General features: G+C 46.7%; 18 protein-coding genes. 7 read left to right on the top strand and 11 right to left on the bottom strand.

Translation table 11 applies throughout. The annotated features are described in order from the left end of the window. The first annotated feature begins 232 nt into the window (after nt 1-232). The 7 genes from KO533_RS19330 to KO533_RS19300 all read left to right on the top strand — a co-directional run bounded on the left by KO533_RS19330 (nt 233) and on the right by KO533_RS19300 (nt 4,917). Nucleotides 233-856, top strand: a complete 624-nt coding sequence (locus KO533_RS19330) for a hypothetical protein (protein ID WP_219255751.1) — start codon at nt 233-235, stop codon at nt 854-856. Between the two features lies 1 nt (nt 857). After that, nucleotides 858-1,259: a hypothetical protein gene (locus KO533_RS19325; RefSeq protein WP_219255749.1), complete on the top strand. Its 402-nt coding sequence runs from the start codon at nt 858-860 to the stop codon at nt 1,257-1,259. A 196-nt stretch (nt 1,260-1,455) separates the two neighbouring features. Continuing rightward, nucleotides 1,456-1,701: a type II toxin-antitoxin system HicA family toxin gene (locus KO533_RS19320; RefSeq protein ID WP_006087375.1), complete on the top strand. Its 246-nt coding sequence runs from the start codon at nt 1,456-1,458 to the stop codon at nt 1,699-1,701. After that, a complete protein-coding gene (locus KO533_RS19315) occupies nt 1,698-2,036 on the top strand; it encodes a type II toxin-antitoxin system HicB family antitoxin (RefSeq protein ID WP_012197942.1) in 339 nt (112 codons plus the stop codon). Before KO533_RS19320 ends, KO533_RS19315 begins: the two co-directional genes overlap by 4 nt. A gap of 617 nt (nt 2,037-2,653) precedes the next feature. After that, a complete protein-coding gene (locus KO533_RS19310) occupies nt 2,654-3,652 on the top strand; it encodes a zincin-like metallopeptidase domain-containing protein (RefSeq protein WP_219255747.1) in 999 nt (332 codons plus the stop codon). 48 nt (nt 3,653-3,700) lie between these two features. Beyond that, on the top strand, nt 3,701-4,000 hold the full coding sequence (locus tag KO533_RS19305; RefSeq protein WP_219255744.1) for a hypothetical protein: 300 nt from the start codon (nt 3,701-3,703) through the stop codon (nt 3,998-4,000). A gap of 557 nt (nt 4,001-4,557) precedes the next feature. Further along, nucleotides 4,558-4,917 (top strand): hypothetical protein, encoded by a 360-nt coding sequence (locus tag KO533_RS19300; RefSeq protein ID WP_006087379.1) that lies wholly within the window; start codon nt 4,558-4,560, stop codon nt 4,915-4,917. 20 nt (nt 4,918-4,937) lie between these two features. On the opposite strand, the gene traI is transcribed toward KO533_RS19300, so the two are convergent. The 11 genes from traI to trbC all read right to left on the bottom strand — a co-directional run bounded on the left by traI (nt 4,938) and on the right by trbC (nt 22,095). Next, entirely contained in the window at nt 4,938-10,889 is a 5,952-nt protein-coding gene (gene traI, locus KO533_RS19295) for a conjugative transfer relaxase/helicase TraI (protein WP_219255742.1), read from the bottom strand. Nucleotides 10,890-10,947: 58 nt separating this feature from the next. Then, complete coding sequence (locus KO533_RS19290) at nt 10,948-11,127, bottom strand: thyroid hormone receptor interactor 11-like protein (protein WP_219255741.1); 180 nt, start codon at nt 11,125-11,127, stop codon at nt 10,948-10,950. A 13-nt stretch (nt 11,128-11,140) separates the two neighbouring features. Further along, nucleotides 11,141-13,267: a type IV conjugative transfer system coupling protein TraD gene (gene traD / locus KO533_RS19285; RefSeq protein ID WP_219255739.1), complete on the bottom strand. Its 2,127-nt coding sequence runs from the start codon at nt 13,265-13,267 to the stop codon at nt 11,141-11,143. A gap of 2 nt (nt 13,268-13,269) precedes the next feature. Then, complete coding sequence (locus KO533_RS19280; protein ID WP_006087384.1) at nt 13,270-13,788, bottom strand: hypothetical protein; 519 nt, start codon at nt 13,786-13,788, stop codon at nt 13,270-13,272. Between the two features lie 37 nt (nt 13,789-13,825). Next, a complete protein-coding gene (traG, locus tag KO533_RS19275) occupies nt 13,826-16,657 on the bottom strand; it encodes a conjugal transfer mating-pair stabilization protein TraG (protein WP_219255737.1) in 2,832 nt (943 codons plus the stop codon). Nucleotides 16,658-16,659: 2 nt separating this feature from the next. Beyond that, nucleotides 16,660-18,048, bottom strand: coding sequence for a conjugal transfer protein TraH (locus KO533_RS19270; protein ID WP_219255735.1), 1,389 nt, complete (start codon nt 18,046-18,048; stop codon nt 16,660-16,662). Further along, entirely contained in the window at nt 18,045-18,209 is a 165-nt protein-coding gene (locus tag KO533_RS19265; RefSeq protein WP_219255733.1) for a hypothetical protein, read from the bottom strand. Before KO533_RS19265 ends, KO533_RS19270 begins: the two co-directional genes overlap by 4 nt. 11 nt (nt 18,210-18,220) lie before the next feature. Beyond that, nucleotides 18,221-18,592, bottom strand: a complete 372-nt coding sequence (gene trbB / locus KO533_RS19260) for a type-F conjugative transfer system pilin assembly thiol-disulfide isomerase TrbB (protein WP_251073502.1) — start codon at nt 18,590-18,592, stop codon at nt 18,221-18,223. Between the two features lie 79 nt (nt 18,593-18,671). Then, nucleotides 18,672-19,547 (bottom strand): type-F conjugative transfer system pilin assembly protein TraF, encoded by an 876-nt coding sequence (gene traF / locus KO533_RS19255; RefSeq protein WP_219255728.1) that lies wholly within the window; start codon nt 19,545-19,547, stop codon nt 18,672-18,674. Continuing rightward, on the bottom strand, nt 19,544-21,358 hold the full coding sequence (traN, locus tag KO533_RS19250; protein WP_219255727.1) for a type-F conjugative transfer system mating-pair stabilization protein TraN: 1,815 nt from the start codon (nt 21,356-21,358) through the stop codon (nt 19,544-19,546). The genes traF and traN overlap by 4 nt, the downstream gene beginning before the upstream one ends. Beyond that, complete coding sequence (gene trbC, locus KO533_RS19245; protein ID WP_219255725.1) at nt 21,355-22,095, bottom strand: type-F conjugative transfer system pilin assembly protein TrbC; 741 nt, start codon at nt 22,093-22,095, stop codon at nt 21,355-21,357. The genes traN and trbC overlap by 4 nt, the downstream gene beginning before the upstream one ends. Nucleotides 22,096-22,111: the final 16 nt, after the last annotated feature.

Below are 22,111 nucleotides of genomic sequence, written 5' to 3'. Positions count from 1 at the left end.
GTCCTACTCACTGCGCGGCAAGTGTGGCTAAGCTGGTCGTTTCATTCGGCATCATGGCCGCTCCTGGTGCTATCCCTTTCGTTTACGCTTCCGTCTTATCTGTCGCTCACCACAACCCGCTTGCCAAGGGTTCGCTTCGCCGCTGCGCGCTCTTGTCAATCAGAACGATGGCGAGCGAGCAGGACGTCAGGCGAAAACGAAGATGATAGACCCCAAACGGAGCAAGCAGCCCATGACACACTCAATCCCTACCCCAGCAAGCCACACTAAGCCTTTCAGCGAGCAAGCCAGCTTACAAGCGACAAGCAGGCTCTCCAAAGACGATATTCAACAGCAAAAAAGGGGCGAGTTGACGATCATTGTTTTAACTGAAATGAACTTCTTCCACTTCTGCGGCCTCGGACTTGAAGGGGTGGCAAATGAAGCATGGTATCCCTATTCACAAGGGTTATTGTTTGAAGCGGTCGAGCGGTACTTAGTCGCGGCAAAAGTGGCTCAAAATGTCGTATCAATCGATCAACCTCGACGCAATGGCGCAAGTATTGATTATCGCGTGCGTTTTAATGTGTTTAGCACTGACAAAAAACGGGTTTCGGTTCGTTTTCCTGTCGTGATTAAGAATTTTGGCAACGATACGCAATGCCTCTCAGTCGATGAACTAACGAGGGCGTTAAGTCTGAACTATCGAAATAAGCACGTTTCAATCATGTGGTCTTTACCCTCGGGGATCATATCAACGGTTTATGTGTCGGTGGCGGCTGACGGGGAGATAAGCGATTGCTATACACATCATGCTCTGTGGTTTGTGATGGAAGGGGGCTGCATTGAGTTGGCCGCTAATACGGGGGCGATATGATATGTGCAAACCCTCAGTGACGTTTGAAGAAATGAACACCTATTTACAAGGGCAATATAAACATGAACGTTTATATGGTCGCACCCCTGCAACGGGCTGGCCTGCGGACTATGCAACATCAGTTGTCAGTAGCCACATGGCTGATTTGAATGCTAACGGGATAGGGTACATTGGCCATCACGAATCCGCGACAGGTCAGGCGATCCGTTATACCGTGGATGAGGTTAAATATTCCACCCGCTTTTTTATTGTTGGCTATGACTCTGAAAACGATATTGCCCAAAAACAATGCTATTTTATTGATTCAGCGATCAATATCGAAAGGGCTCGCGCTAAATGCTTAGAGAGTGCTAATCGCTATCCGATAGTGAGAATTAAGGATCTACAAGGGCAGTTTGTGTAAACAGCCTGAACGTCTTACAGGGGAACATGCGTTCCCCTTTCTCGTTAATTCACATCATGACCCACTTCGTTTTTTTCGTCTTAAGTTCAAACCATTCGATAGGTTAAGTCTCGAAAATACTCTATTTGCAACTATATATAGTTGCACTTTTTGCGGTTGATTTGGTATAATGATCCCCTATATCGCAGGGGGCATTATGACGAAAACGGATAAATTATTAGCAAAGCTCAAATCGTCCAAAACACTGACTTGGAATGAATTAGCGGGTGCGTTAAAAGTGCTCGGTTATCAACAAGTCGAGGGTGATGGTTCGAGGGTTAAGTTTGATAATGGCATTCCGAAGGAGTTAATCAACCTGCATAAACCGCATCCTAAAAATGAATTAAAGGCTTACGCATTGCGCCAAGTGAGAGACAAATTAACCGAATGGGGGAAACTATGATGCAAAATACAATGACATATAAGGGTTATCACGGCTCTGTAGAAATCAGCCCAGAGGATAATATTCTGTTTGGGCAGGTGCTATTCATTTCACCGTTGATCAACTATGAGGCCGAAACAGCCAAAGGGTTAGAGCAAGCCTTTCAAGAGGCGATTAACGCTTATCTTGCTGACTGTGCTCAACAGGACATTCAACCAGAGAAGCCTTGCAAGGGATCGCTTAATGTCAGATTAGGCCATGACTTGCATTTGGCTGCGTCTATCGCGGCATTTCAGGCATCGACTAGCACGAATGAGTTTATCAAAAGGGCAGTTCAAAAAAGCGTGGGTTTGTAGGCTGCAAATCGTTGTCGAGCAATGATATCAGCCTGAGCCATGTTACCTAAGTTTAAGCTGAGCATTACCCCTGTTAGCTCCCCGCAAAACGCGAAACAAGCGGCGGCTTCGCCGCCCTTTTCCGTTTATCTGACAATACCCCTTGGTGTGCTTTGAAACGTGCCTCGGCGGTCAATCTATTTACTCTGAGTGTCTATTGGCTGCTGTCGCGCTATGTCATCTAAATACCACTGATGAACTTGGGCGTTCCCTTCGGTCGGGCTTTTCGCTTCGCTCCCCGCGATAACGTGATCCACTGATGGCAAGCAAGCTTGCCGTGGCTCTACGTTCCTGCTTGCCAATCCCTAACGCAACATCAAAGCAAACAGCAAAACCGCCAAGCACAGTCCTACTCACTGCGCGGCAAGTGTGGCTAAGCTGGTCGTTTCATTCGGCATCATGGCCGCTCCTGGTGCTATCCCTTTCGTTTACGCTTCCGTCTTATCTGTCGCTCACCACAACCCGCTTGCCAAGGGTTCGCTTCGCCGCTGCGCGCCCTTGTCAATCAGAACGATGGCGAGCGAGCAGGACGTCAGGCGAAAACGAAGATGATAGACCCCAAACGGAGCAAGCAGCCCATGACACACTCAATCCCTACCCCAGCAAGCCACACTAAGCCTTTCAGCGAGCAAGCCAGCTTACAAGCGACAAGCAGGCTCTCCAAAGACGATATCTCAAAAAACAAAACAAAAAGTAAAAGTGCAAAAGCATTTAAAAAAGTAGATATGTATCAGGTCGTCACTGATCAAATCATTGCGGCATTAGATAAAGGTGTAAAGCCTTGGGTGTGTCCGTGGCAGAGAAATTCAATCGGTGCAGGTTTGCCGATTAATTTCGATACTAAAAAAGCTTATAGCGGTATTAATGTTTTGTTGTTATGGGCGGCGGCATTTGATGCGGGATTTTCATCAAATCAATTTTTAACCTATAACCAAGCGAATAATTTAGGCGGTCAAGTTCGCAAAGGCGAGAAGGGCACCTCAATTATTTTTTTTAAGAGTTGGGAAAAAGAAAATGAACAAGGTGAAAAAGAAGTTATTCCCATGCTTAAAAGTTTCACTGTCTTTAACGTTGAGCAAATCGACGGGTTAAATGTTGAGGAAGTGAAAGGCTTCAACGTAAACAACTCATTTGATGCAATTGATCATGTTGAAAGCTTCATTAATAAAACAGGGGCGAATATTGTAGAGCAAGGAGATAAAGCATTTTTTAGACCCTCTACCGATAACATCGTTTTACCCACTCGCGAACGTTTCTCAAATAGCCTTGATTTTTATTGTACGGCATTGCATGAGTTAACGCATTGGACAGGCGCAAAAAGCCGATTAGACAGAATAAAGGGATCTCGATTTGGTTCGGATGATTACGCCTTTGAAGAATTGATCGCTGAATTAGGCGCAAGTTTTTTAATGGCCGAGTTAAATATTAGCGGTGACGTTCAGCATGAGTCTTATATCGCAAGTTGGTTAACGCAGTTAAAGAATGATAAGCGCTATATTTTTAAAGCCGCCAGTGCCGCGTCTAAGGCTCATCAGTATTTAATGCAAGTCACATGCGAACAGTTAAAGGCCGCTTGATTTTATAGGCTTAGTTTTTACTAAGCCTTTTATTAGATAGGAATAGATATGTCGGATAAAATAATAGAAGATAAATTGAAGTGGCTTGGTGCATTATATACATCTAAAGGGATAAATGAATTGGTCAATAACGGCCATGGTAATGGTTTAGCGTTAGCGTCTTTGTTCTATCGTCACGCGATCGGAGATTGGGGCGATTTAGAGGATGAAGATTACCAGCTTAATAATGAGATGTTAATTAAGGGCGGTCGTATCCTTTCAGCTTATCAGTTTGAAGGTGTAGAAATATGGATCATCACCGAGGCAGACAGAGCACGAACCACCGCATTATTGCCAAGCGAATATTAAGCCGCCACGCTTGCAGAAAACGCACTTTTTGAGTGCGTTTTTTTGGCCTGAAAATCCCCCGATACCTTTGCCGCTTCATACGGCAGCCGCCTAGCAAAAATCGAAAATCCCCAAAAAATCCCCAAAAAATGAAAAGTGCAAAATCCTGGCGAAATAGTGAAGTTGGAACCTTGAGAAAAGAACCACACCCCACGCAAGAGTTGATAAATCAATTCTTATGGTTGTTTGTGGTGTAAGTTATTGAAATTAAGCATTTAAATATCAATATGATTTAAATGTTTTTTTTTGAAAATTCATTTCGTTTTTACACTAAATCGTATTAAATGTGTATTAATAAAATAATACAATCGTATTAAAAGCCCTTGTGCCAATGGTTTCAGGCGGATTAATACAGTATTAATATCGCGTGTATTATTTAGTATTAACGTGATGTTTATAAAAGAATTACTCATTAGCTCAATTTGTGAGTGTATTAAACTTTAATACACTGGTTAATACAGTTATAATGCAAACCTATACGTTGTTAATACACTTTTAATACATTGGATAATGTCACTATGGCCAGAAGTAAAGTTGTGCAAGTCCCCTGCGATGCAGATCTCTATGCCAAGATTGTTGCTTATCGAGAAGAGAAGGGTTTGGAAAAAGATGCTGCTGCCGCGCGAGATTTGATCTTGTTTGCTCTGCGTATTCTTGAGCATAAAGATGATGCCGAGGGGTTATCTACTCGCGAACTGTTAGAGGTGATTCTGACCTATACAGTTAAGGCGCAACACACTAGCAGTCTGGTCTATTACCAGACATACAATGCGGCACCTGTTGATATACAGAATGCAGGTATTAAGCATAAGGACACAATGAGAAAGGCAGAGGAAAAAGTTGAGCAGATTTTAGCGGGCGAAAATAAAGAGGACTAAGTGTCCTCTTTATATATTCATTACATGGTCTTTTCCCCAATATCCAATTTAGGGTTGTCGATGTTGGGGCTATGTTCTTTCGTGGGTGAACGGTGGCTATCCATTGCTAAATGTTGATAGTGTTCATCGTGTTTTATTTTATTCGTCGTTACGTTAGTGTTGTCATCTTTCATCGTGATATTTTTTGTGCCTGCAATATCATGACTCAATGATTGAATGGCTTTAGATAGTGTATTGTCTTTTGTCGTGATGTTATAGATCGCTTCGTTGACAAACTGCTTTGTCGTTTCGACTTTGTTTAAGTCGTCAGGTATCAGGCTGGGTTCAATAATTACCGCATGTATATTTTCCTTGCTGAATTTTTCGGTAAGGTCATTAGCCAGTTTTGCAGTGTCTTGTGAATTATTAGTATCAAGTACTACTATCACGTTTTCGCGCAATTCATTTGTATTGAATGTTTTAGTGTCATTATTATTGTTTAGCGCAATAACGTCAGCCCCGTTTTTATTGTCAGAATTTATCTTAAGCGCGTTCTCTACACCGACAGCGACAATACTATAGTCTGAATTATTGCCTTTGTTGATCGTCGTGCTGTTCCCCGATTTAGAGCCGAGTATGCGCTTGTTTATTTTAAGCGCTGCAATGTCACCGCTGGATTTATCAAGGTAAGTAATTTCTACTGCCTTAGTCTCATCTTTATCATTGGTGATGTTCGCAATTAATGCGGGGAAGGTCCCACGTTTTTCTGACGAATAAACGGCATCGTGAAAACGTAAGTTTTCATGCTGCTTAACCTCGATACCTTGCTTGTTTAAATACGTCTGTGCGAGTGAGTTTTCGATAGGTTTCGCTTCATTAAAGTATTGCTTCGCGCGCGCTTCTAATTGACTTTGCTTAACCGGAATGGCATGTGTTAATTCATCATGCTGTGGGTTTTTCACCAGATTATATTTATCGGGTTCGTTCATCATTTTATCGGCTTTATAAAGTGCATCCTTATAACTGCATTTTTCAGCGACCATAATCAGGTTAATTAGGGTGCCTTTATCGCCGGTTTTCCAGTCTTTAAAATAGCCACGATATTGGCCCGTTGTGGTCAATGTTAGGCTCCCTTCTTTGCCAAATGTCAGGTTATCTTTGTCTGATTTATCGTGGTTCGGCTCACCTAAAAGCTGCGTTGCCAGCGATTCACTGTAGGCCGGAAGCTTGGCATTTAGCTCAGTGGCCATCCGTTTTAGATCCACATATCCATTCACATCGAGGTACTTTGGGTTTTCCTGCGGCAAGGGTTTGTCATTAAAGAGCGGGGTATGTTCAGGGTAATACTTATCTCTTGTCTCAAGTGCAGAGACTTTATTGGGATCGTTATTGACCCATGAGAGCATCATTTTTTGCGGGTTATCGGTGATGATTTTTACGTGCTTACTGGCACGGGTGATATCGATATACGCGCGCCTTACGTTAGTTAATGCACCTTGGCCCTTAATCGCAGTAATGACATTCTCATAGGTTGCCCCTTGCGCCATATCGGCGGTGCGGGTGTATGCGTAATCCCAATGAGCATCTTTCAACTCTTTGGTTGAGAGCGTTAATGTGTGGTTATCCGTGGATTTGAGCTGCATTTGTTTATCGTCAATACTGCTAACGGTATAGGTTTTGTTGCCCTGCATTTCACGGTCAATATCGCTTTTGCGCAGCATGATACTGTCGCCTTCTGCGAGAGGTTGCTCACTCTTAGCCCAAAGGTTCGTGAATTTGTGGCCATGATTTTTGGGGAAGAAATGCTTTTCCTCGCCGGTTTTCATATCCGCGAGGGTGAGCATGTTATTGAGCTTATCGACCTTCATAATTTCAAAATAACTGTCTTTACTGGTCGTCAGGATTAATCCCTGCTGATAGGGCAACATGGTCGCCAGTTCCGCCTTACTGGCATGAACTCCGCGTAATCGCGGCACGGTGAATTGCTCTGCACTGAGGCTTTTTTGTTGCTGTAACCCTTGGCGTATTTCGTGGGTAATGTCGTCGCGTTCCTTGTTGGTGTACGCAATGATAAGGGTATTTTCACGCGCTTTAGGTGTTCTGGCCAAGTATTCCAGTGCCACCGTGGCGGGTAGGGCTTCGGTCGCAAGTTGCTGGTTTTTCTTTGGGTTATCGGTTATCGACTGCAAAGTAGAAATGATATTCAAGCTTTGATTGATGTTAGCGGTAGCCTGCTTTTCGGGCGTTACCGCGTCGTTCGCGGTGTATTGGTCAAAGGGTAATTGTTGCTGAATTTTATCAATAGCGCTTTCGCCTTGGCGATCGACAATATTGTGTACTGCACTCAGTAGCGTGCTGTTCTGTTGGCGCACAATGTCTTTCATGGTGACGCTATTGATTGCGCCTTTGTTTAACGCGAGTTCAAAAGGTTTACCCGCTTCTTGGGACGTTAACTGTTTAGTGTCACCCAAGAACACGGCGCGCGCGCCTGTTGTCTCAATCAAATGGGTAAATTTATCCATTTGGGCGTTACTGGTCATCGAGGATTCATCGAGCAAGAACACGGTGTTGGCGTATTGGTCAGGTTTCGCATCTTGGCTTAAAAAGTTGCTTAGGAGTGATTGCACCGTTTGGCTTTCGACGTTCTTGTCTTTGAGTTCGTTAACGGCGGCGTGTGTCGGCGCTAGACCTATGAATTGTGTCGGTGTCTTATCGGGTTGTGTGTTGAGAATGGATTCGCTTTGTTTAACGAGATCGATACCCGTTTCAAGCATGGTCGATTTACCCGTACCGGCTAACCCTTTAACTGCCACAAATCGGTCTTTGGTGGTGGTGATCAATAAGGTCGAGTCTTTTTGGCCATCGGTCAGGTTTTGATTTTGACTGAGTACCTGCGCGGCGTGTTCAACGCTGGTTAGGGGCGCAAGTTGGTCTTTGCCCGCTTGCAGTCTGTCTAAAATACGCACTTCGGTATCGATAGCGGCTTGGGTGGTCCAGCGGGTGCCGTCGTGGTATTCAGCGCTCAGGAGTGAGGGCGCGCCTTTATCCGTGCTGTTCGTGGCCATGTGTTGCAGGGTGTTGATGATTTCATGTTGGGTAATGCTGGTGCCTTTTTCCTCAAAGGCGTACTTGATCGCATTAACAATCAGCTCTTTTTGTGAGTAACCGGCTTCTTTCTCGCTAATGTGCTGGATGGCAAAGTCCACGGCATTGTGAATAAGCCCTTTGTCTTGATGCTGGGCACCAATGGCATTCAGTGCTGCGGTCACATCTTGGGTGAGCAGGGCCGTGGTTTGGCTATTCACGAACTTTTCTGGCATGTCAGCGGCTTGCATGATGCGCGAAATACTGGATGGTTTCACCTCACTTTTTTCTAGCCGGTCATCAAATTGTTGTGCCTTGTCGGTGAATATATCGATGTGTTTGATGCCTTGTGTCAGGGTGTCATGTAACCACTCTTTTGAGGCGCTATAGGCTTTAATGTTGACGATGTGGTGACTTGCATTAGGGCTGGCATTGCTTGGCGTGGTGGCGTAACCATGATTGAGCGGCGCATGGTGCAATGCACTGGCTTTAACGCTGTGCTGTTTGCCGCTTTCGTCTTTGAGCGTGACCCATTCTTTGGATAGGGCGTTGATTGTATAAATTTGTTTGCTCAAACCACTGTCTTGATGGTTTGTGGCCATGATGAGTTTGTCGCCGTTGGCGATATGTAAATTGTCCGGTTTAGCGATCACGTACTCTGCGGCTTTAAAGGCTTTGCTGCTGGGATCAATCGCTGTCGATTTACCCTGCTTATCGACCAGCGTTAGGGTGTTGTTATCACGGTTTACACTGTCCACCGTCAATTGCTGCAGTTGATTGCGGCCGCCGACTTTTTGCCATTGGGTGAGTACCATGCCCTTGGTGTACTGGCCGACGACTTCCCGTTGCTGCGCGGATAAGAACACGGGATTAAGGGTAGGGATGTTGAGCCCAAGGCGCGATACGTCACCTTGATTTTGCAGTTCTGCGCGGATCGCGCTGTTAAGCTGCTTCACGTCTTTATGGGTGCCCGCAATGACTTGGGTGTGTTGCTTCTCGGGCAGTTGCGCGTAAGTTTTTGCAATCAGGTTAACCCTGTCACTGTCTTTGCTTTCATGCAGTCGCATGGCTGTGTTGCTTTGTTTGGTGGCGACCCAGTTGCTTTCGTTTACGTTGCCTTTTTTAAGTACCTCGATAGCGTTACCGGCTTTCATGCCTTGCTTGGCATTGGCGTGATTGAGCAAAATCACTTTACTGTTACCCGCTTTGGCTTGCGCGAGCAGGGCATTAAAGTCGTTAAGGCCGAGTTTATTGGCGTTCTCAACCACTAAAATATCGCGGTTAGTGTTGTTGGCCGTTTTAGTAAAGCTGCTGAGTGTATGGGTGTGGTCAGGTTTGAAGTGGTTCATTATCCACTTGCCAATAGTCGATGAGTCCCGTTGTACCCGTTCACTGGTGTGCAGTTTGCTTTTCATGTCAGGGGTAATGATGTGAATACGTTTACCGTTGGCCTCACCGACATTTAATAGGGCGGTTGCGAGCTGTTCACTGCTACCAAAGACGTTCACTAGGTTAACTTGTTTGGTACTGGCGAACAGTTCAGAGACTTTCTTTTGGTTGTCCGCATTTAAGCCTTTGCCTTGAAGCGTGTTGGTATCGACCACTTGGCGCATGTTGGCCGTTTTTGGCTTGATGCTCTCTAGCAGGTTGGTTTCTGCTTTGAGGTGGGCGGCGCTGGTAAAGGTTGCAGACTCTTTATCAAGCGGAATGAGTGCGCCATCTTCAATGTACTTATCGAGTGCCAATTTAATATCGAGCGCATCGAGCTTCTGGCCTTGTGTAAATTCAAGCGTGGCTGATTCCACTAATTTCGCGTAATTAAAACGGTTTTGGGTGTTACTGGCGTGCTCAATCGCGCGACTCACCGCATCGATAGCGGCGGGTTTGAGCGCTAACGCATTGAGTGATGTTTCTCGTGACATGTTGTTTGTTACAAAGCCTGTCAGGTTAAAGCCGCTGTTATTGGCTTTGTTTTTCCATTGCTCAAACAAGGTGGCTTCGCTGGTATAGGCTTTACTCTTGCGGGTGTCCTTTGCGGCCACATCCCGCGCCGCTTGTGAGTCTAAACCTAAGCTTTGGGTTTGTTCGTTGATTTGCTGGCTACGGGTTGAAAATGTATCGAGTAAGGACTGCGGGACACCTTCGACTTCAAACAAATTATTACCCAGTGAACGAGTTTGATAACCCGCTTGTTCAACACTGCGGGCTAAGGCGCTTTGATACAGCGAGGTATAGTATTTTTGATGGTTATAAACCCGCTCACCTGTGCCATTGATGATGCCGCCTTTTTGTTTAAAGCTGCTTGCCAGAGCGCGCAATGTGCCCTCGCTGTCCTTGGTCATGTTGGCGGTGAGTGAGTGGGTGTGCAGCTGCGGATCTTCTTCACGGCTGGTTTTGTGGCGTACCATCGCAAACAGCAAATTGCCCGTGTTTTCAAAAGAGGTCGCTTTGGTATCTGGGTTAGTTTGTCTGGCCTGCGCCGCATCTTTCTCGATATGCGATAGCGCGAATTTTACCGCGTCATCGTGCGCTGTCATTAAGCGTTTATCGCCGCCCACGAGTGCAAGTAAACTGACGGATTTAGGCGCCGAAAAGGTAAAGTCAAAACCGTTGCGGGCGTTGCTGTTTTGGGTTTTAAGCGTTTGGTCGTTCAGGCTACCGGCTAACACCTCTTTGAGTTGATGTTCTTCAACGGGCTTACCTAACATTCCCTCTTGCTCTGCCAGTTTGCCAAACCATTGGGTATTAGGCTCGGCGCTCTGCTCTTTCAAGTAATAGTTGGTTTCCCCTTCTTTGGCGTCCGCTGCTTTTTCTAACGACACGTCAGGTAAATTGAGGTTCTTTTCTTCACTGAGGTAGTAGCTGGCCGCGCCGCCAGCGCTCGACGCAATGGGACTGATGGAAAGCATATTGATATTCCTTTAGAGGGACCTCGCGCGGGGCGCGAGGTGAACTAATCCGGTAGGTTTATTCTGAGTCGAGTTGGGCTTTGATTTCGTCAGACGTGAAGCCCAGCGCTTTGAGTTCCGCGATTGCTTCAATTCGACGCATGACATTCATCCGTTCATTGTCATTTTTAGAGGCTTTACGTGAGGGCTTTTTCGCCGACAATTCGGGCACTCGTGTCGTGATGTTGAATGAGGTCATCGTTTTAGCTCCTTTAGTCGAGCGATATTTCTTCGTGTACTGAGGCTATTTGTTGCTCTTCAAGTCGCTGTGCGTCCTCAATGTGCTGGTCATTGGCCTTTTGTTTTTCAGCGGCTTTTTTCTTCTGCGCATCCTTGAGCGCTAACTCAGTCGGTTTGGCCTTTTTCGCATCGATGAGGCTTTGGGCGACCGCATCGGTTTTTTCAGCAAGTTTGGTCATGCGCTGCGCTTCCGCGCTGCGTTCATCATTGTTTTCATCCCCTTCATACATGGTGTCATGAATGCTTTGGAGCTTGGTTTTATCTGCCTTATCGACATGTTGAACCGCACTGAACTGGTGATAGTTCAGACTCCATTCAATCTGCTTTATGTTTTCAGACGGGGTGTAGTTGCGTTTGATAAACGGGGCGCACAGTGAGCGCATTTGGTTAAAGACTAAATCCACTCTTACCACGGGATAATTGCCAGGCGTGCGCAGCCAAAATTGTAAATCTTCAAGCTGCATGATTTCAGAGGGCGTGACCACAGGGCGGGTAATGGTTTGATGGCCCAGTGATACGCCATCCCTGATTTCATTAGCGCCGTAGCTGTATTGCTCTTTAGATACATCGACTTCTTGCTCGCCTAGATCGTGAGACGAGATTTTGGCCATTTCGTTAGAGGGTGAACGGAAAAATAGCCGAGTGTTGAGCAAGTCGAACATTTCAAGCGCCGCATTTTCGCCATAGACTTTTTTAAGCTGCGCAAAAGACTGAATACCTATGACATAACAGCCGCCGAACTTGCGCACTTCTGCGATTGTTTCGGCAAGTTCAGGTAACTTGTGCAAGCTTGGTGCTTCATCCATCAACACCCAAATTCTGCGGTCGGGATTTTCGTCTTGTTCTAAAATGGCGGTCGAGGCAATGGATAACCACATTGAGATCAATGGGCGCAATGATGCATGTTGCTGTGCGTTACTGGATAGAAATAGAAAGCCATTTTCGGCATCGTTTTTCACCCACTCACGAATAGAAAATTTGCGGCGAAGGAGTTTTCCCTGTTCGTCCTTTTCATCCAGTCCGGCAAGGAATCGTAATGATTTGATGTAGGCCGCGAGGACCGATTTAATGGATATCGCCGTTTTTTGGATTTTATCTGATACCAGTGAGGCCGATTCGGTCCCTTTAAGATACTCACTTAAGGACTCAAGCTCGCTAGTCAGCATGAGTTCAAGCAGCCGTTCAGTGGTTTGGTTCTTTTTAGGTTCATCTTGCATCTTAAATGCAGTAGATGAAAAAATGGTGCGAGCAGATTGCACCCAGAATGGATCGCCCTCGCCGTGTTGGGGAATGAGCGCGCTCGCCATGTTCTCAAAATCTGAGGGTTCATGCGCATCACACCATACATCCCAGTAAGCACAGCGTTCATCAAACGGGTTTAGTATTACGTCCGTTGCCGGATTATAAAACTTGCTGACAAAGGTGCAGCCTTTGTCATAGATAATCGCCTTGTCGCCCCGTTCACGTATCCACGTTAATAATTTACGCAGCGCCACGGACTTTCCGGCACCTGTCGTGCCATCGAGGCACAAGTGCTGTACTTCAAAGCGTTCTTTGAAAATACCGATGCCATCTAGCTTGAAATCGGACTGGCGCTTGTCCTTTTTAAGCTGTTTTGCTAATTCCTTCGGCGTGGCTTTTTGCATCCCCCGAATAAAGTGTTCCTCGGTTTGCTCGTCCCCTTTTTTCTTGAAAAACCACATGGCCACGGAGAGAAATACGAAGCCAATCACACAGCTTATAAGGAAGTAGATTTGTGACCACAACCAAAAGCGGCTGTTGGCCGCAATCAGTATTGGGTTTTGCAATTGAGACCCTAACGTACTGGTATAGACAGTGCCTTGCCATTCAGTCTGCATAACATGACTTTCTGGTCTAAACACGCTAACCGTTTGGTTTATCCAGTAATAATAAGCGCCCGATAAGGTGTCTTTATCAAGGAAGAGATAGCATAGCAGCGCGGTTAAGATGAGCACGCCATAACACGTCCAGCGGATAAGCACGGCGTTAATCTGCAGAAACATCCGCAAATTGTGAAATAAAATCTGGCCACCACGGGTGTAGTTACTGCCTTTAGTACGTTTGGGGTTTAAGGTCACGTCTAGGGTTCCTTTTTCGGGTTGCTTTCTTCGCGGACGTTATTCTCGAAGACAGCGAAAGCTGCTGCGCGGTACTTGAGGTCAGTAAAGGTTAAAGTTGTGCCGTTATTGGTGTAGGCCAGTGACACATGGGTAGTATCATTTTCATAATCTGTTCTGTTGTTTCCGAATCGTTCTGATATTTTAATGCGTGGATATTGGCGGCTAAGTTGTTCTTCTAATTCCTTATATTTTGACAATGAGCCAGAGAAGATAAAAAGGATATTGCCTAACGTTTGAGCATCATCAAAAAAGAGGGTGGCATTGTGAAGCTGCGGTTCATTAAACTGCTCGCCTGAAACCCGATAATAATTCCAGCTATCTAGTAACCCAGGTGTATTGTTTATGTATTTGAGCGTGTAGGTTTGTTGGACCTCTTGTAGGGTAGATTTACCTAAGGTGAGGCCGAACAGGGTGGTTTCGGCCTGAGCAAGTGAGCTTAATAAACACAGCAATAGTGCAAATGTTTTAATGATTTTCATGAGGTTATCTCTTTGTGATTAAAAGTCATGGCTATTATCACATTTTTGGTCCTGTATTAAAGGGACTTGATTGACGTACTGTTTCTGCCAATTTTTCATCATCACTTCGACTGTCTGGTGGTATTAGATTGTCTGAGGTAATTAGGGCATGCGCCGCTTCCGCATCTGCACGGGCTTGTTCCATATCGATGCTCTGAACATTTGAAGGTGTATGGTTGCGCTCTTCCTTCCAAACATCTTGTCTAATTTCAGTGTTCCCTTGCGCCGCATGGCCTTGGATGCGTTCAAATTCTCCTGTTTGATAGAGGCTGTCATTAAGCGGCGCAGCGGCATAATGTGGTGATTGCTGTTTATTGACATCAATGTCAGCAGCGTAACGCTCCTGAGCTTGCACAATTTCATCTCTGTTTTGCGGAAATTCATGATTTTTATATTGCTCAGCCATCGCTTTGACTTCGGGGCTGTTTGCAAATTCTTCGACTAGCTGGTTTCTCGTCTCTATCGCGTGAGGGGTTTCGCCCTTGATAACATCCATGGCATCACCGTTTTTACCTCTGGAACCTATAACGTAATTAACAAAGTCTTGATTGAAATCACGGCCCACACTGATGGAGCCACTTTTGACGCTATTGGCTGCATCAGTGTAACTTTGTGCTTCGGTGAGCTGAGATTGGTAGTTTTTAGCTTGGGTTGTTGCTTCGTTAATTCCCTGTAGGAAGCTTTGCGTTTCACCTGCATTTTTACTGTTAGTTTCGCTCGCTTGTTCGCCGCTACTATATGACTTCACTGTGTTAACGTTAGTGCTAAACTGGTCAAGGTAGCTTTCTTGGCGACTTGCACGTTCGCTTTCACTCATGCGCGAGCTGTTAGACTCATCGGTTGATCCTTTAGTGCCAGTATTGGCGGAAACATGTGCGCTAGAACCAAAAAATCCATCCCCAGGTGTGCCAACTTTTACCCCTGCTTCTGCGGCTATATACATAGTGGTTAAATCGCTTAAGGCTTGTTCTTCTGACACGTTAAAATCTTTGGCATAAGACTTCACTGTGCTACTCATATCTGAGAAGCCTTTGTTATGGGAACCACTGTCGCCGGTGGCGCTATTGCTGCCATAACTGTTCGATGTATTAACTCCGCTCATTTGACTTAACGCGGCATTGTTGACGCTTGCAATGCTTGTACTGACTTGCTCACCAGAAACCTTGCTGGCATTGATGCTATCAGTGGCTGATTGAGATAATGAGTTTGATAACACATCATTACCGCTGATGTTCACAGGCAAGCTACGACTTAAAGCATTTTGGCCACTAATGACCTGTTTGCCATCATCAAAGGTGGTGGTCTCATAGCCTGTTGCATCTTGCTTGGTGTTGCCATGAATACGTTCAACGCCAGTGGTGTCGATTTTATTGCCGTTGGTGTTGTTGTAGCTGTAGTTATCCACCTGAGCATTACCCAAATTGATATCACCACTTGCCGCACTCGCAGAGGTGCGCGCGTTAACGCTGCTCATCATGCCCGCGAACTGATGCGACATACTGCTCATTACCGACGCGCCGCCTTTCATGATTAACGGCACAATCACGGTTGGGACGCTCATCATTAAAAAGCCGGTCATGGCCGCATAGCGGGAATGCATTTCTTGTAAGGGATCTACGTTGCTTAAGGTGATCCCGCCGTAAATGTTAGTGATTTCGGTGGCGTTAAGGGATAAGCGTGTGGTCATGATGAAGTTAATGAGAGCAAACATCACCGGCCATGTGCCAAGGTAGATAAAGCCTTTGAAATAGTTGCCGAACACTTGAAACGTGAGCGAGGGGATCATGGCAATCGCCACCACTAAAAAGGCGACAGAGCTAAACAGCAAAAACAAAATCGATTGCAGCATGGGCAAAAATTCGCGCGCCTGCAGGGCCATTCCCGCCCACATCGATGTGGTTTGCATTTTGTTTTGCGTATAGGCGTAGTTGAATGCGGCGGCGGTGTTGTTGCTCACCGCTGCATCATCTGCAAGGCCATTTCGCAGGGCGTTAATCGTCATGTTTTGCAGCGTGATTTGCGACGCGCTTTGACTGATATTGGCGTATTTTTGATAACCACTGCTGATGCTGGTATTCAAAAAGCTTTGTTGGCTTGTGGCCTTTTCACCATAAATCCAACTGCCCAGTAACTTGATGCTTTTTGCGCTGTCTGCTTGGAATAGCTGCTTGAGGCGCGGAAGGGCTTCTTTGCAGGTAGGATAGTCATTAGGACCCATTTGAATCGCCCGTAGCGGCGAAGGGTTGTGAGTCGCTAGAAAGTCCCAAATATCCGGCGCACTGGCTAAATCTCGCCATGTGTATTTATTATTGAGTAGCATATCTCCGCGAATACAACTGCTGATGTAGTGCTGCCAATAGCCTTTAAGTTGGGTGTTTTCTATCTCGCTTTGTCTGGATAACTTGTACAGTTCAGAGCCAAACATCATGCCTGTTTTACTGTATTGTTGATCATCCGGTACGTGAAAAATATCTTCCACCGTTTGGGTGGTGGCATACATATAATGCGATGCCCATGAGGCCGGAAATGCCACTATCGCGGGCACATTGTCCACGCGATAGTTACCCGTCGGATTGGTTAAATCGGTAATTTGCACTGTGGCGGTGGTGTTCATGGCAAGCAATGGCACGGCAAAGTAAACCGCGCACCATTTCATAATCGCGTTATGGTCACGCTTGATGAAAAAGTGCAGCGCGGTGGCCACCACGGCAAACAGTGCACAGATGCTTATCATGCTGGCAAATGAATCGGACTTGAACAGCACGGCAATGGCATTCATCACTTGCTTGGCCACGTCACCGTTGCTGTACGTGAAAATCTCAACTGCCATGGTTATCGCTCCCCAAAATTCAAGTTGGACTTAGCTTTAGCGCTCATGGCGCCGGTTATTTGCTGTTTTATTTGCTGGTTTTGCATAATGAGCTGGTGCTGCGATACGGCCTCATTTTGAGCTTTAGCGGTGAGTCCTTCTAAAAAGCGGTTGGCGTTGATAATGTCTCGCTCGATACGATCAATGTCTTTGGGATCATTGTTGGTTGCCGTGATAGAAGATTTCACAATCGACAGCATGTTTTGCAGATAGAGGGTAATAAACTGCACGCTGATGATTTTGGCGTAAGTATTGGTTTGGGGCGTGAGTCCAGCTTCTAGTTCAGTGCGTAAAAAAGTCATGATGGGCAGTGTCGTGTATTCGAGCAGCGACTTGTCGTTATCTGTTAGTGGCTGGTCGTTTTGCATCTTACTGGCGATGCCTCTGAGCAAGGTATCTACACGGTATTGCAGGCCGTGGTTACTTTGGATCGTGATCGTTTGTTGTGTCGGTGCAAGACATTGATCAATCGCTTTATTGGTGCACTGATAGGTTTCGGCTTTGCCGCCTTCTAACAGACTATTAATCAGGTTATTGTTGTCGGTCAGCAGTGAGCCATAGCCGCGCGCATTGCCGGTCGCGTCATAAATATACGTGCCTGAAATCGACATGAGAAATTCTGCCAAGGTGGGATCGCTGGCAAGGAAGGTGTTTTTTAAAATGGCGGCCCAGACGATGTTGGTGTTTTTGCGCACCATGTCTTTTAGTGCGGGATCTTTCTTGGCGTTATCGAGCTGCTTATTAGCTTGGCCGCCCGCGCCGCATTCTTGCTGGCCAGAGACCCAATCTGCAAAGGCATTATTTTGTGTTCCCATAGTGGCACAAATGTATTTTTGACTGCCAACACCCGCAAACCCCGCCAGTGCCGAGACACCCGCTTGGGCACTCTCGCAAGAATTGATCGACTGATTGAGATACTTATCAGCAATGGCCGTTAGCGTGTCCTTAATCTGTTTGATTTGTGGCGCCCACGTCTGCAGGGCTAAATCGACGGCAAACGGCGCGGCGTTAGCAATGATAGCCTTACCTTGTTGCACCAGCGCGTCAGAGTTAATGTGACTGAATCCCCCCATAAACATATCAATACCGCCACAGCCTGCGGCAATGCTGGGCATTTGCACACTCACCAGTTGTGCGTCGCGAATGGGGCTACGCACAAAGAGATTGCCGCCGCTGTAATAGTTGGCGCTTTGGCCTTTGAATGAGCCCGGATTGGTCACGTTCGTGCCATAGCCCAAACCATTGAAGAAATCGTTTAGCGAACCTGAAACCCCCGCGCTATAGGCGTGTGTTGTCAGCAAACATGAAATAGTGACGCCAAGTAGTGTGCGTGTCAGTGCTAAGCGTTTCATGATTTACCCCCTGTATTGCCGCTTATGCTGCTATTAAGGCGCAGGTTTAGTGTGCGTAGCGCACGCAAGCAAACAGCACTTAACAATGCATGCACTGGGACGAGTACGAATTTATAAATGGCTAGGGCCAGTAAAATATTGATGATTAACATCGTGTCCATGAAGGTTGCTCCTAACGCATGCTTGCAATGACTTGTGGGTCATTGAGGGATTGAAGGTAACTTTGTTGAAGCTGCGAGGGCGTCACATCACCGACGGTTAAACGGACAAACTTACGGGTATTGACGTTGATTAAAAATGTGGCGGGCACTGTCACGCTGCGCGGGTTCTCAAAGAAGGTGGTGGCAATGTCAGGCGTGGAAGGAATAGGCACTTCAAAGCCTGCTATCCCTTGGTTGTCGAGCGAAAAGGCATAGGTATAGGTGCCAGTTTGCGCCGCAAGCTGTTTCAGTTTCGGGGCGAACTTGTGGCAAAACGGGCAATCAGAGCGAAAGAAAAACACTAACGCGTAATCATTCGGATTGGCTGCAACAGCCGCCCCCATGGGAGTCGCCTTCGCGTTGAAAGAGAATAGAAGAGTCATTAACATTACAGTGATGATGCGTTTCATGGGTATTTTCCGTTTAAAAGTCAGGGGCGAAATCGGTGGCCACGTTCAGGAAGCGGCCAAGTAAATCGTCTTGAGAGATAAAGCCATAAGCGAGCGGTTTCATTTCCCCCGTGCCAGGATTAACTAACACGAGTGCGGGACTAAACGGGACGTTTATGTGCTGGTCGTTTTGGCGGTTCTGCACGATGGCTGGCAGTGCTACACCATCGAGCGTGACGCCCAGTAGCTCAATGCCATGTTGCGTTGCGAACTGCTGCACGCTGGGCGCCAGCGCAATATCAATTTCTTCTTGGCCTTTGTAGACAAAGAACAGCCCCCATCCCGCATCGGCAAGGGTGCGTACTGCGCGCATCTTCTTGTTGCGCTCTAATGATAAATAGGTGCTTCTTGCCGCTTGTTCCGTCGGTCTATCTTTGGTGTAAGACAGCTCAGGGTTATCCAGCAGGACCTTTTTGAAGGTCATGCCAAACTCTGAGGATTTATTGCTGACGTACTGATTAAGCAGCATGGCCCTTTCCACTTTCTCGCTGTCTTGGCTGTTTATCGCCGCGTCATTGAGCGTGTCTTGGTAGTAGCTGTGAAACCAATCCATCTGCTCGGTGGGCGTCAGCGTTTTGGTGCGCGTGAGTGTGACGCTTGGCGTTTCGGCCTTTTTAGGTGCTTGCTTCTTGGGGGCAGTGGGTTCGTTATACCAGCGCCAGCCTTGTGCATCCGTGGCGTTTGCGCCGAGGCAAAACGTTGTCAGCATAAGGAGCACTAACGCGCTGCGCTTGTTGACCACCGCATCCCCTTTTTTTGTGGACAACCACGCCAACGGCGCGCGGCTTGACCACCGAAAAAAAGGCACTGCTGCGGCATGTTGTAAGCGGTTATTTAACAACGTCCTCATGGTTTGGTTCCTCCAACCGACTGTTGTAAGCGTTTTTGAATTTCGTCTGTGCTGGGCAGTTCGATGGCGTCGTACATGTCTTCATAAAAATCAGAAAAGTCCATTGACGACATATCAATGCGTTGCAGTTCGTTAGGTGAAAAGGCGCTGCAATCAGGATTTTTAGCGCTGCCGAAGTTTTTGCCCAATTGCGCGCGGCCCTCAACCTGCACAATGCGCGCGAGTTTGCTATCAAACGCGCAATAGGCTTTTTTCTTGCGGATACACACGCCAAGCACTTTCTCAGCACAATATTGGCCAAGTGATACGGTGAGCTTGTCCTCTTTGGCGGTACCCAGCGCTTTTTCTTCTTCACTGCAGGACGTTAAGCCGATGCCGTTACCCCAACCGCTGTCCTGACAACAATTGCTGATCCCCAGCGCTTTATCGCTGCACTCCATGATGTTGCCTTTGAAAATGATGGCGCTGTTTTCGTTGATGTTGGCTTTGTCTTTCACATCACCGGCTGCGTCACTGACGGCGGCCAGTCCTGCCGCAGCATGGTTAAAGTCAGTGCTGCGAGTGGCCGCAGGATCGTAATAGTCACCACTGAGCGCAAAGCTGTCTGCACCGCAGATAAGGCCCGTATCTCGGCATTGCTGTTTATCACATAGGCGTTGTTGTTTATCTTTAATGCAAACGCTGCCAAGTTGGGTGTCACAACTGGTCGATTGAATGCTGCAATCTGCGAGGGTGGAGCAGGTATTGGGGAAAGCACATTGATAGGTGGTTTGTTCTTTCCAGCAATCCAATGTCACGCTGATCCCATTAATCATGCGCGTTTCTTTACCCTCAATACATTGAGATTGGACTTGTTGGCACTCGGGTAGAACTGCGCCGCAACTGTTGTTGTAGCCAATTTCAACATTGTTTTCGGTGGTAATAAATGTGATCGGAAAGTTAGTTACACTCAGATAAAATGGCCAACCCCAAGAACCAAAGATAGTGCCTACGTTGACACTCATCGGCGCAGCTCCGCCTTGGTAGTTGCTAGCATTGAGTGAGGCATTGACGGAAGAGGGGCAAGCTCCGTTTTGGTCACAAGAACCGGCTTCTTTTTTTACGGGCACAGTCCCAATGACTACCGCATTCAGTGATATTTCAACTGAAATAGGATTCCCCCAACTTAAGAAGCCGCCATTGAAGCGAAGACCTGTAATGATCGCGTCAGGATTGGGCAATTCAACCGAAAATGGCGGTAGGCCATTCAATCGAAACGTATGCTCTTTATTTTGCGTTGATGTGCTTTTGACGAATGGCGTTAGGTAGCATTGCACCGGATTGTTGGTGGGCAAAGTACACGAGCGTGGCTGAGAATCGACCTCACAAACGAGCCCTTTTTCACAGTCATGATATTTAGATGAAATGCCGTGGCTGATATTGTAAGCATCATTTTGATAGCCAACGGCGGTATGGTATGCCGGATCGTTTTCATCGATCGTCGGGCGTCCCTTGTTAAAGCCGCTCGTCACGGCTTGGGCTTGACCATCCGTGCTCACGCCTTGCATTTTGGCGCTGTCCATGGCGCTCGGGTTGTTGTAGTAACGGCTTTCGCTCGGATTGGCGACTTCTTGCTGGCATGTCGCATCTTTGCATAGGCTGTTAACGTCAAAACCGGTGTAACCCGCTTTGTTCTGATTCTGCTTGATACTGTCTTTGGCCCACTGCACATTGTTGCGATAGTCTTTTTCGCTGTTTGCCGCCACAACAGGCAAGGCGGCGCTCAATGTGAGGATGGCACTTAGGATTAAGGCATTATTCAACTGAGTCATTTCGCCCCCTTTGCTAATGTCTTAGCTGCCACATCGGGAATGCTGCCGTGTTGTGCAAGTAAGTTCAGCGCGTCATACAACGAAACGTTGCCGTAAATCACGTCAAAATCATCGGTACTGCAGGGCTGTTTTGCCTGACATTTGTTGGGTCTTACAGCAACAAAGGCGGGTACTTGGGTAATGCCGAATTGCGTAAACCACTGGGGATTGATGGCAAACCCGCTCTGAATGGTTTTACCTTTGTTATCGATAAGGTGGTTCATCTGTTTAACGGTGGAGGTAAAGCCTTGAGGCAGTACACCGCGCACAATGAGTGGCACTTGTAAGTCTGCGCTTTGCATGAGCAATTGCTGCAAACTGGTGGCAGGCATACCCAACGACACAAATACCATCACACCATTAGCATCGGCACTGGGGTTGGGCTTGGCATCGAGCAACGGTGATAGTGCGTTGTCTAATTGGCCTTTGCTTTGTGCTTCGAACTGACGGGCTTTATCAAACAGCGCGGTTTGGTCTACGTTCAATGGGGGTAATGTGTGGCGTTCTCGCATCGACAGCGCTTTTAATTCGTCAATACTGTAATCCGTTTGGGCGAACACCTGTGAAATTGATCCAAGGCACAATAAGCTCACGAGCAGGGCTAAGCCTTTAAATGAATGTGAAAATAGGCTGTTATCCACAATTTTTGTGCATAAAGCGGTATATGTTGTTGGTAATTTGGTCTCAAACTTTTTCATCGAAAATCCCTCTCCT

It is taken from the genome of Shewanella sp. NKUCC05_KAH (assembly GCF_019345585.1).
Taxonomy (GTDB): domain Bacteria; phylum Pseudomonadota; class Gammaproteobacteria; order Enterobacterales; family Shewanellaceae; genus Shewanella; species Shewanella oncorhynchi.
This window is presented reverse-complemented; position numbering and strand designations above follow the sequence as displayed.

What these genes read in the sequence shown, in the direction of transcription:
- traG (WP_219255737.1), bottom strand. Translation starts at nt 16,657, where the DNA reads ATGGCAGTTGAGATTTTCACGTACAGCAACGGTGACGTGGCCAAGCAA.
- KO533_RS19265 (WP_219255733.1), bottom strand. Translation starts at nt 18,209, where the DNA reads ATGGACACGATGTTAATCATCAATATTTTACTGGCCCTAGCCATTTAT.
- traF (WP_219255728.1), bottom strand. Translation starts at nt 19,547, where the DNA reads ATGAGGACGTTGTTAAATAACCGCTTACAACATGCCGCAGCAGTGCCT.
- trbB (WP_251073502.1), bottom strand. Translation starts at nt 18,592, where the DNA reads ATGGGGGCGGCTGTTGCAGCCAATCCGAATGATTACGCGTTAGTGTTT.
- trbC (WP_219255725.1), bottom strand. Translation starts at nt 22,095, where the DNA reads ATGAAAAAGTTTGAGACCAAATTACCAACAACATATACCGCTTTATGC.
- KO533_RS19325 (WP_219255749.1), top strand. Translation starts at nt 858, where the DNA reads ATGTGCAAACCCTCAGTGACGTTTGAAGAAATGAACACCTATTTACAA.
- KO533_RS19310 (WP_219255747.1), top strand. Translation starts at nt 2,654, where the DNA reads ATGACACACTCAATCCCTACCCCAGCAAGCCACACTAAGCCTTTCAGC.
- KO533_RS19300 (WP_006087379.1), top strand. Translation starts at nt 4,558, where the DNA reads ATGGCCAGAAGTAAAGTTGTGCAAGTCCCCTGCGATGCAGATCTCTAT.
- traN (WP_219255727.1), bottom strand. Translation starts at nt 21,358, where the DNA reads ATGACTCAGTTGAATAATGCCTTAATCCTAAGTGCCATCCTCACATTG.
- KO533_RS19305 (WP_219255744.1), top strand. Translation starts at nt 3,701, where the DNA reads ATGTCGGATAAAATAATAGAAGATAAATTGAAGTGGCTTGGTGCATTA.
- KO533_RS19280 (WP_006087384.1), bottom strand. Translation starts at nt 13,788, where the DNA reads ATGAAAATCATTAAAACATTTGCACTATTGCTGTGTTTATTAAGCTCA.
- KO533_RS19270 (WP_219255735.1), bottom strand. Translation starts at nt 18,048, where the DNA reads ATGAAACGCTTAGCACTGACACGCACACTACTTGGCGTCACTATTTCA.
- KO533_RS19315 (WP_012197942.1), top strand. Translation starts at nt 1,698, where the DNA reads ATGATGCAAAATACAATGACATATAAGGGTTATCACGGCTCTGTAGAA.
- traI (WP_219255742.1), bottom strand. Translation starts at nt 10,889, where the DNA reads ATGCTTTCCATCAGTCCCATTGCGTCGAGCGCTGGCGGCGCGGCCAGC.
- KO533_RS19290 (WP_219255741.1), bottom strand. Translation starts at nt 11,127, where the DNA reads ATGACCTCATTCAACATCACGACACGAGTGCCCGAATTGTCGGCGAAA.
- KO533_RS19330 (WP_219255751.1), top strand. Translation starts at nt 233, where the DNA reads ATGACACACTCAATCCCTACCCCAGCAAGCCACACTAAGCCTTTCAGC.
- KO533_RS19320 (WP_006087375.1), top strand. Translation starts at nt 1,456, where the DNA reads ATGACGAAAACGGATAAATTATTAGCAAAGCTCAAATCGTCCAAAACA.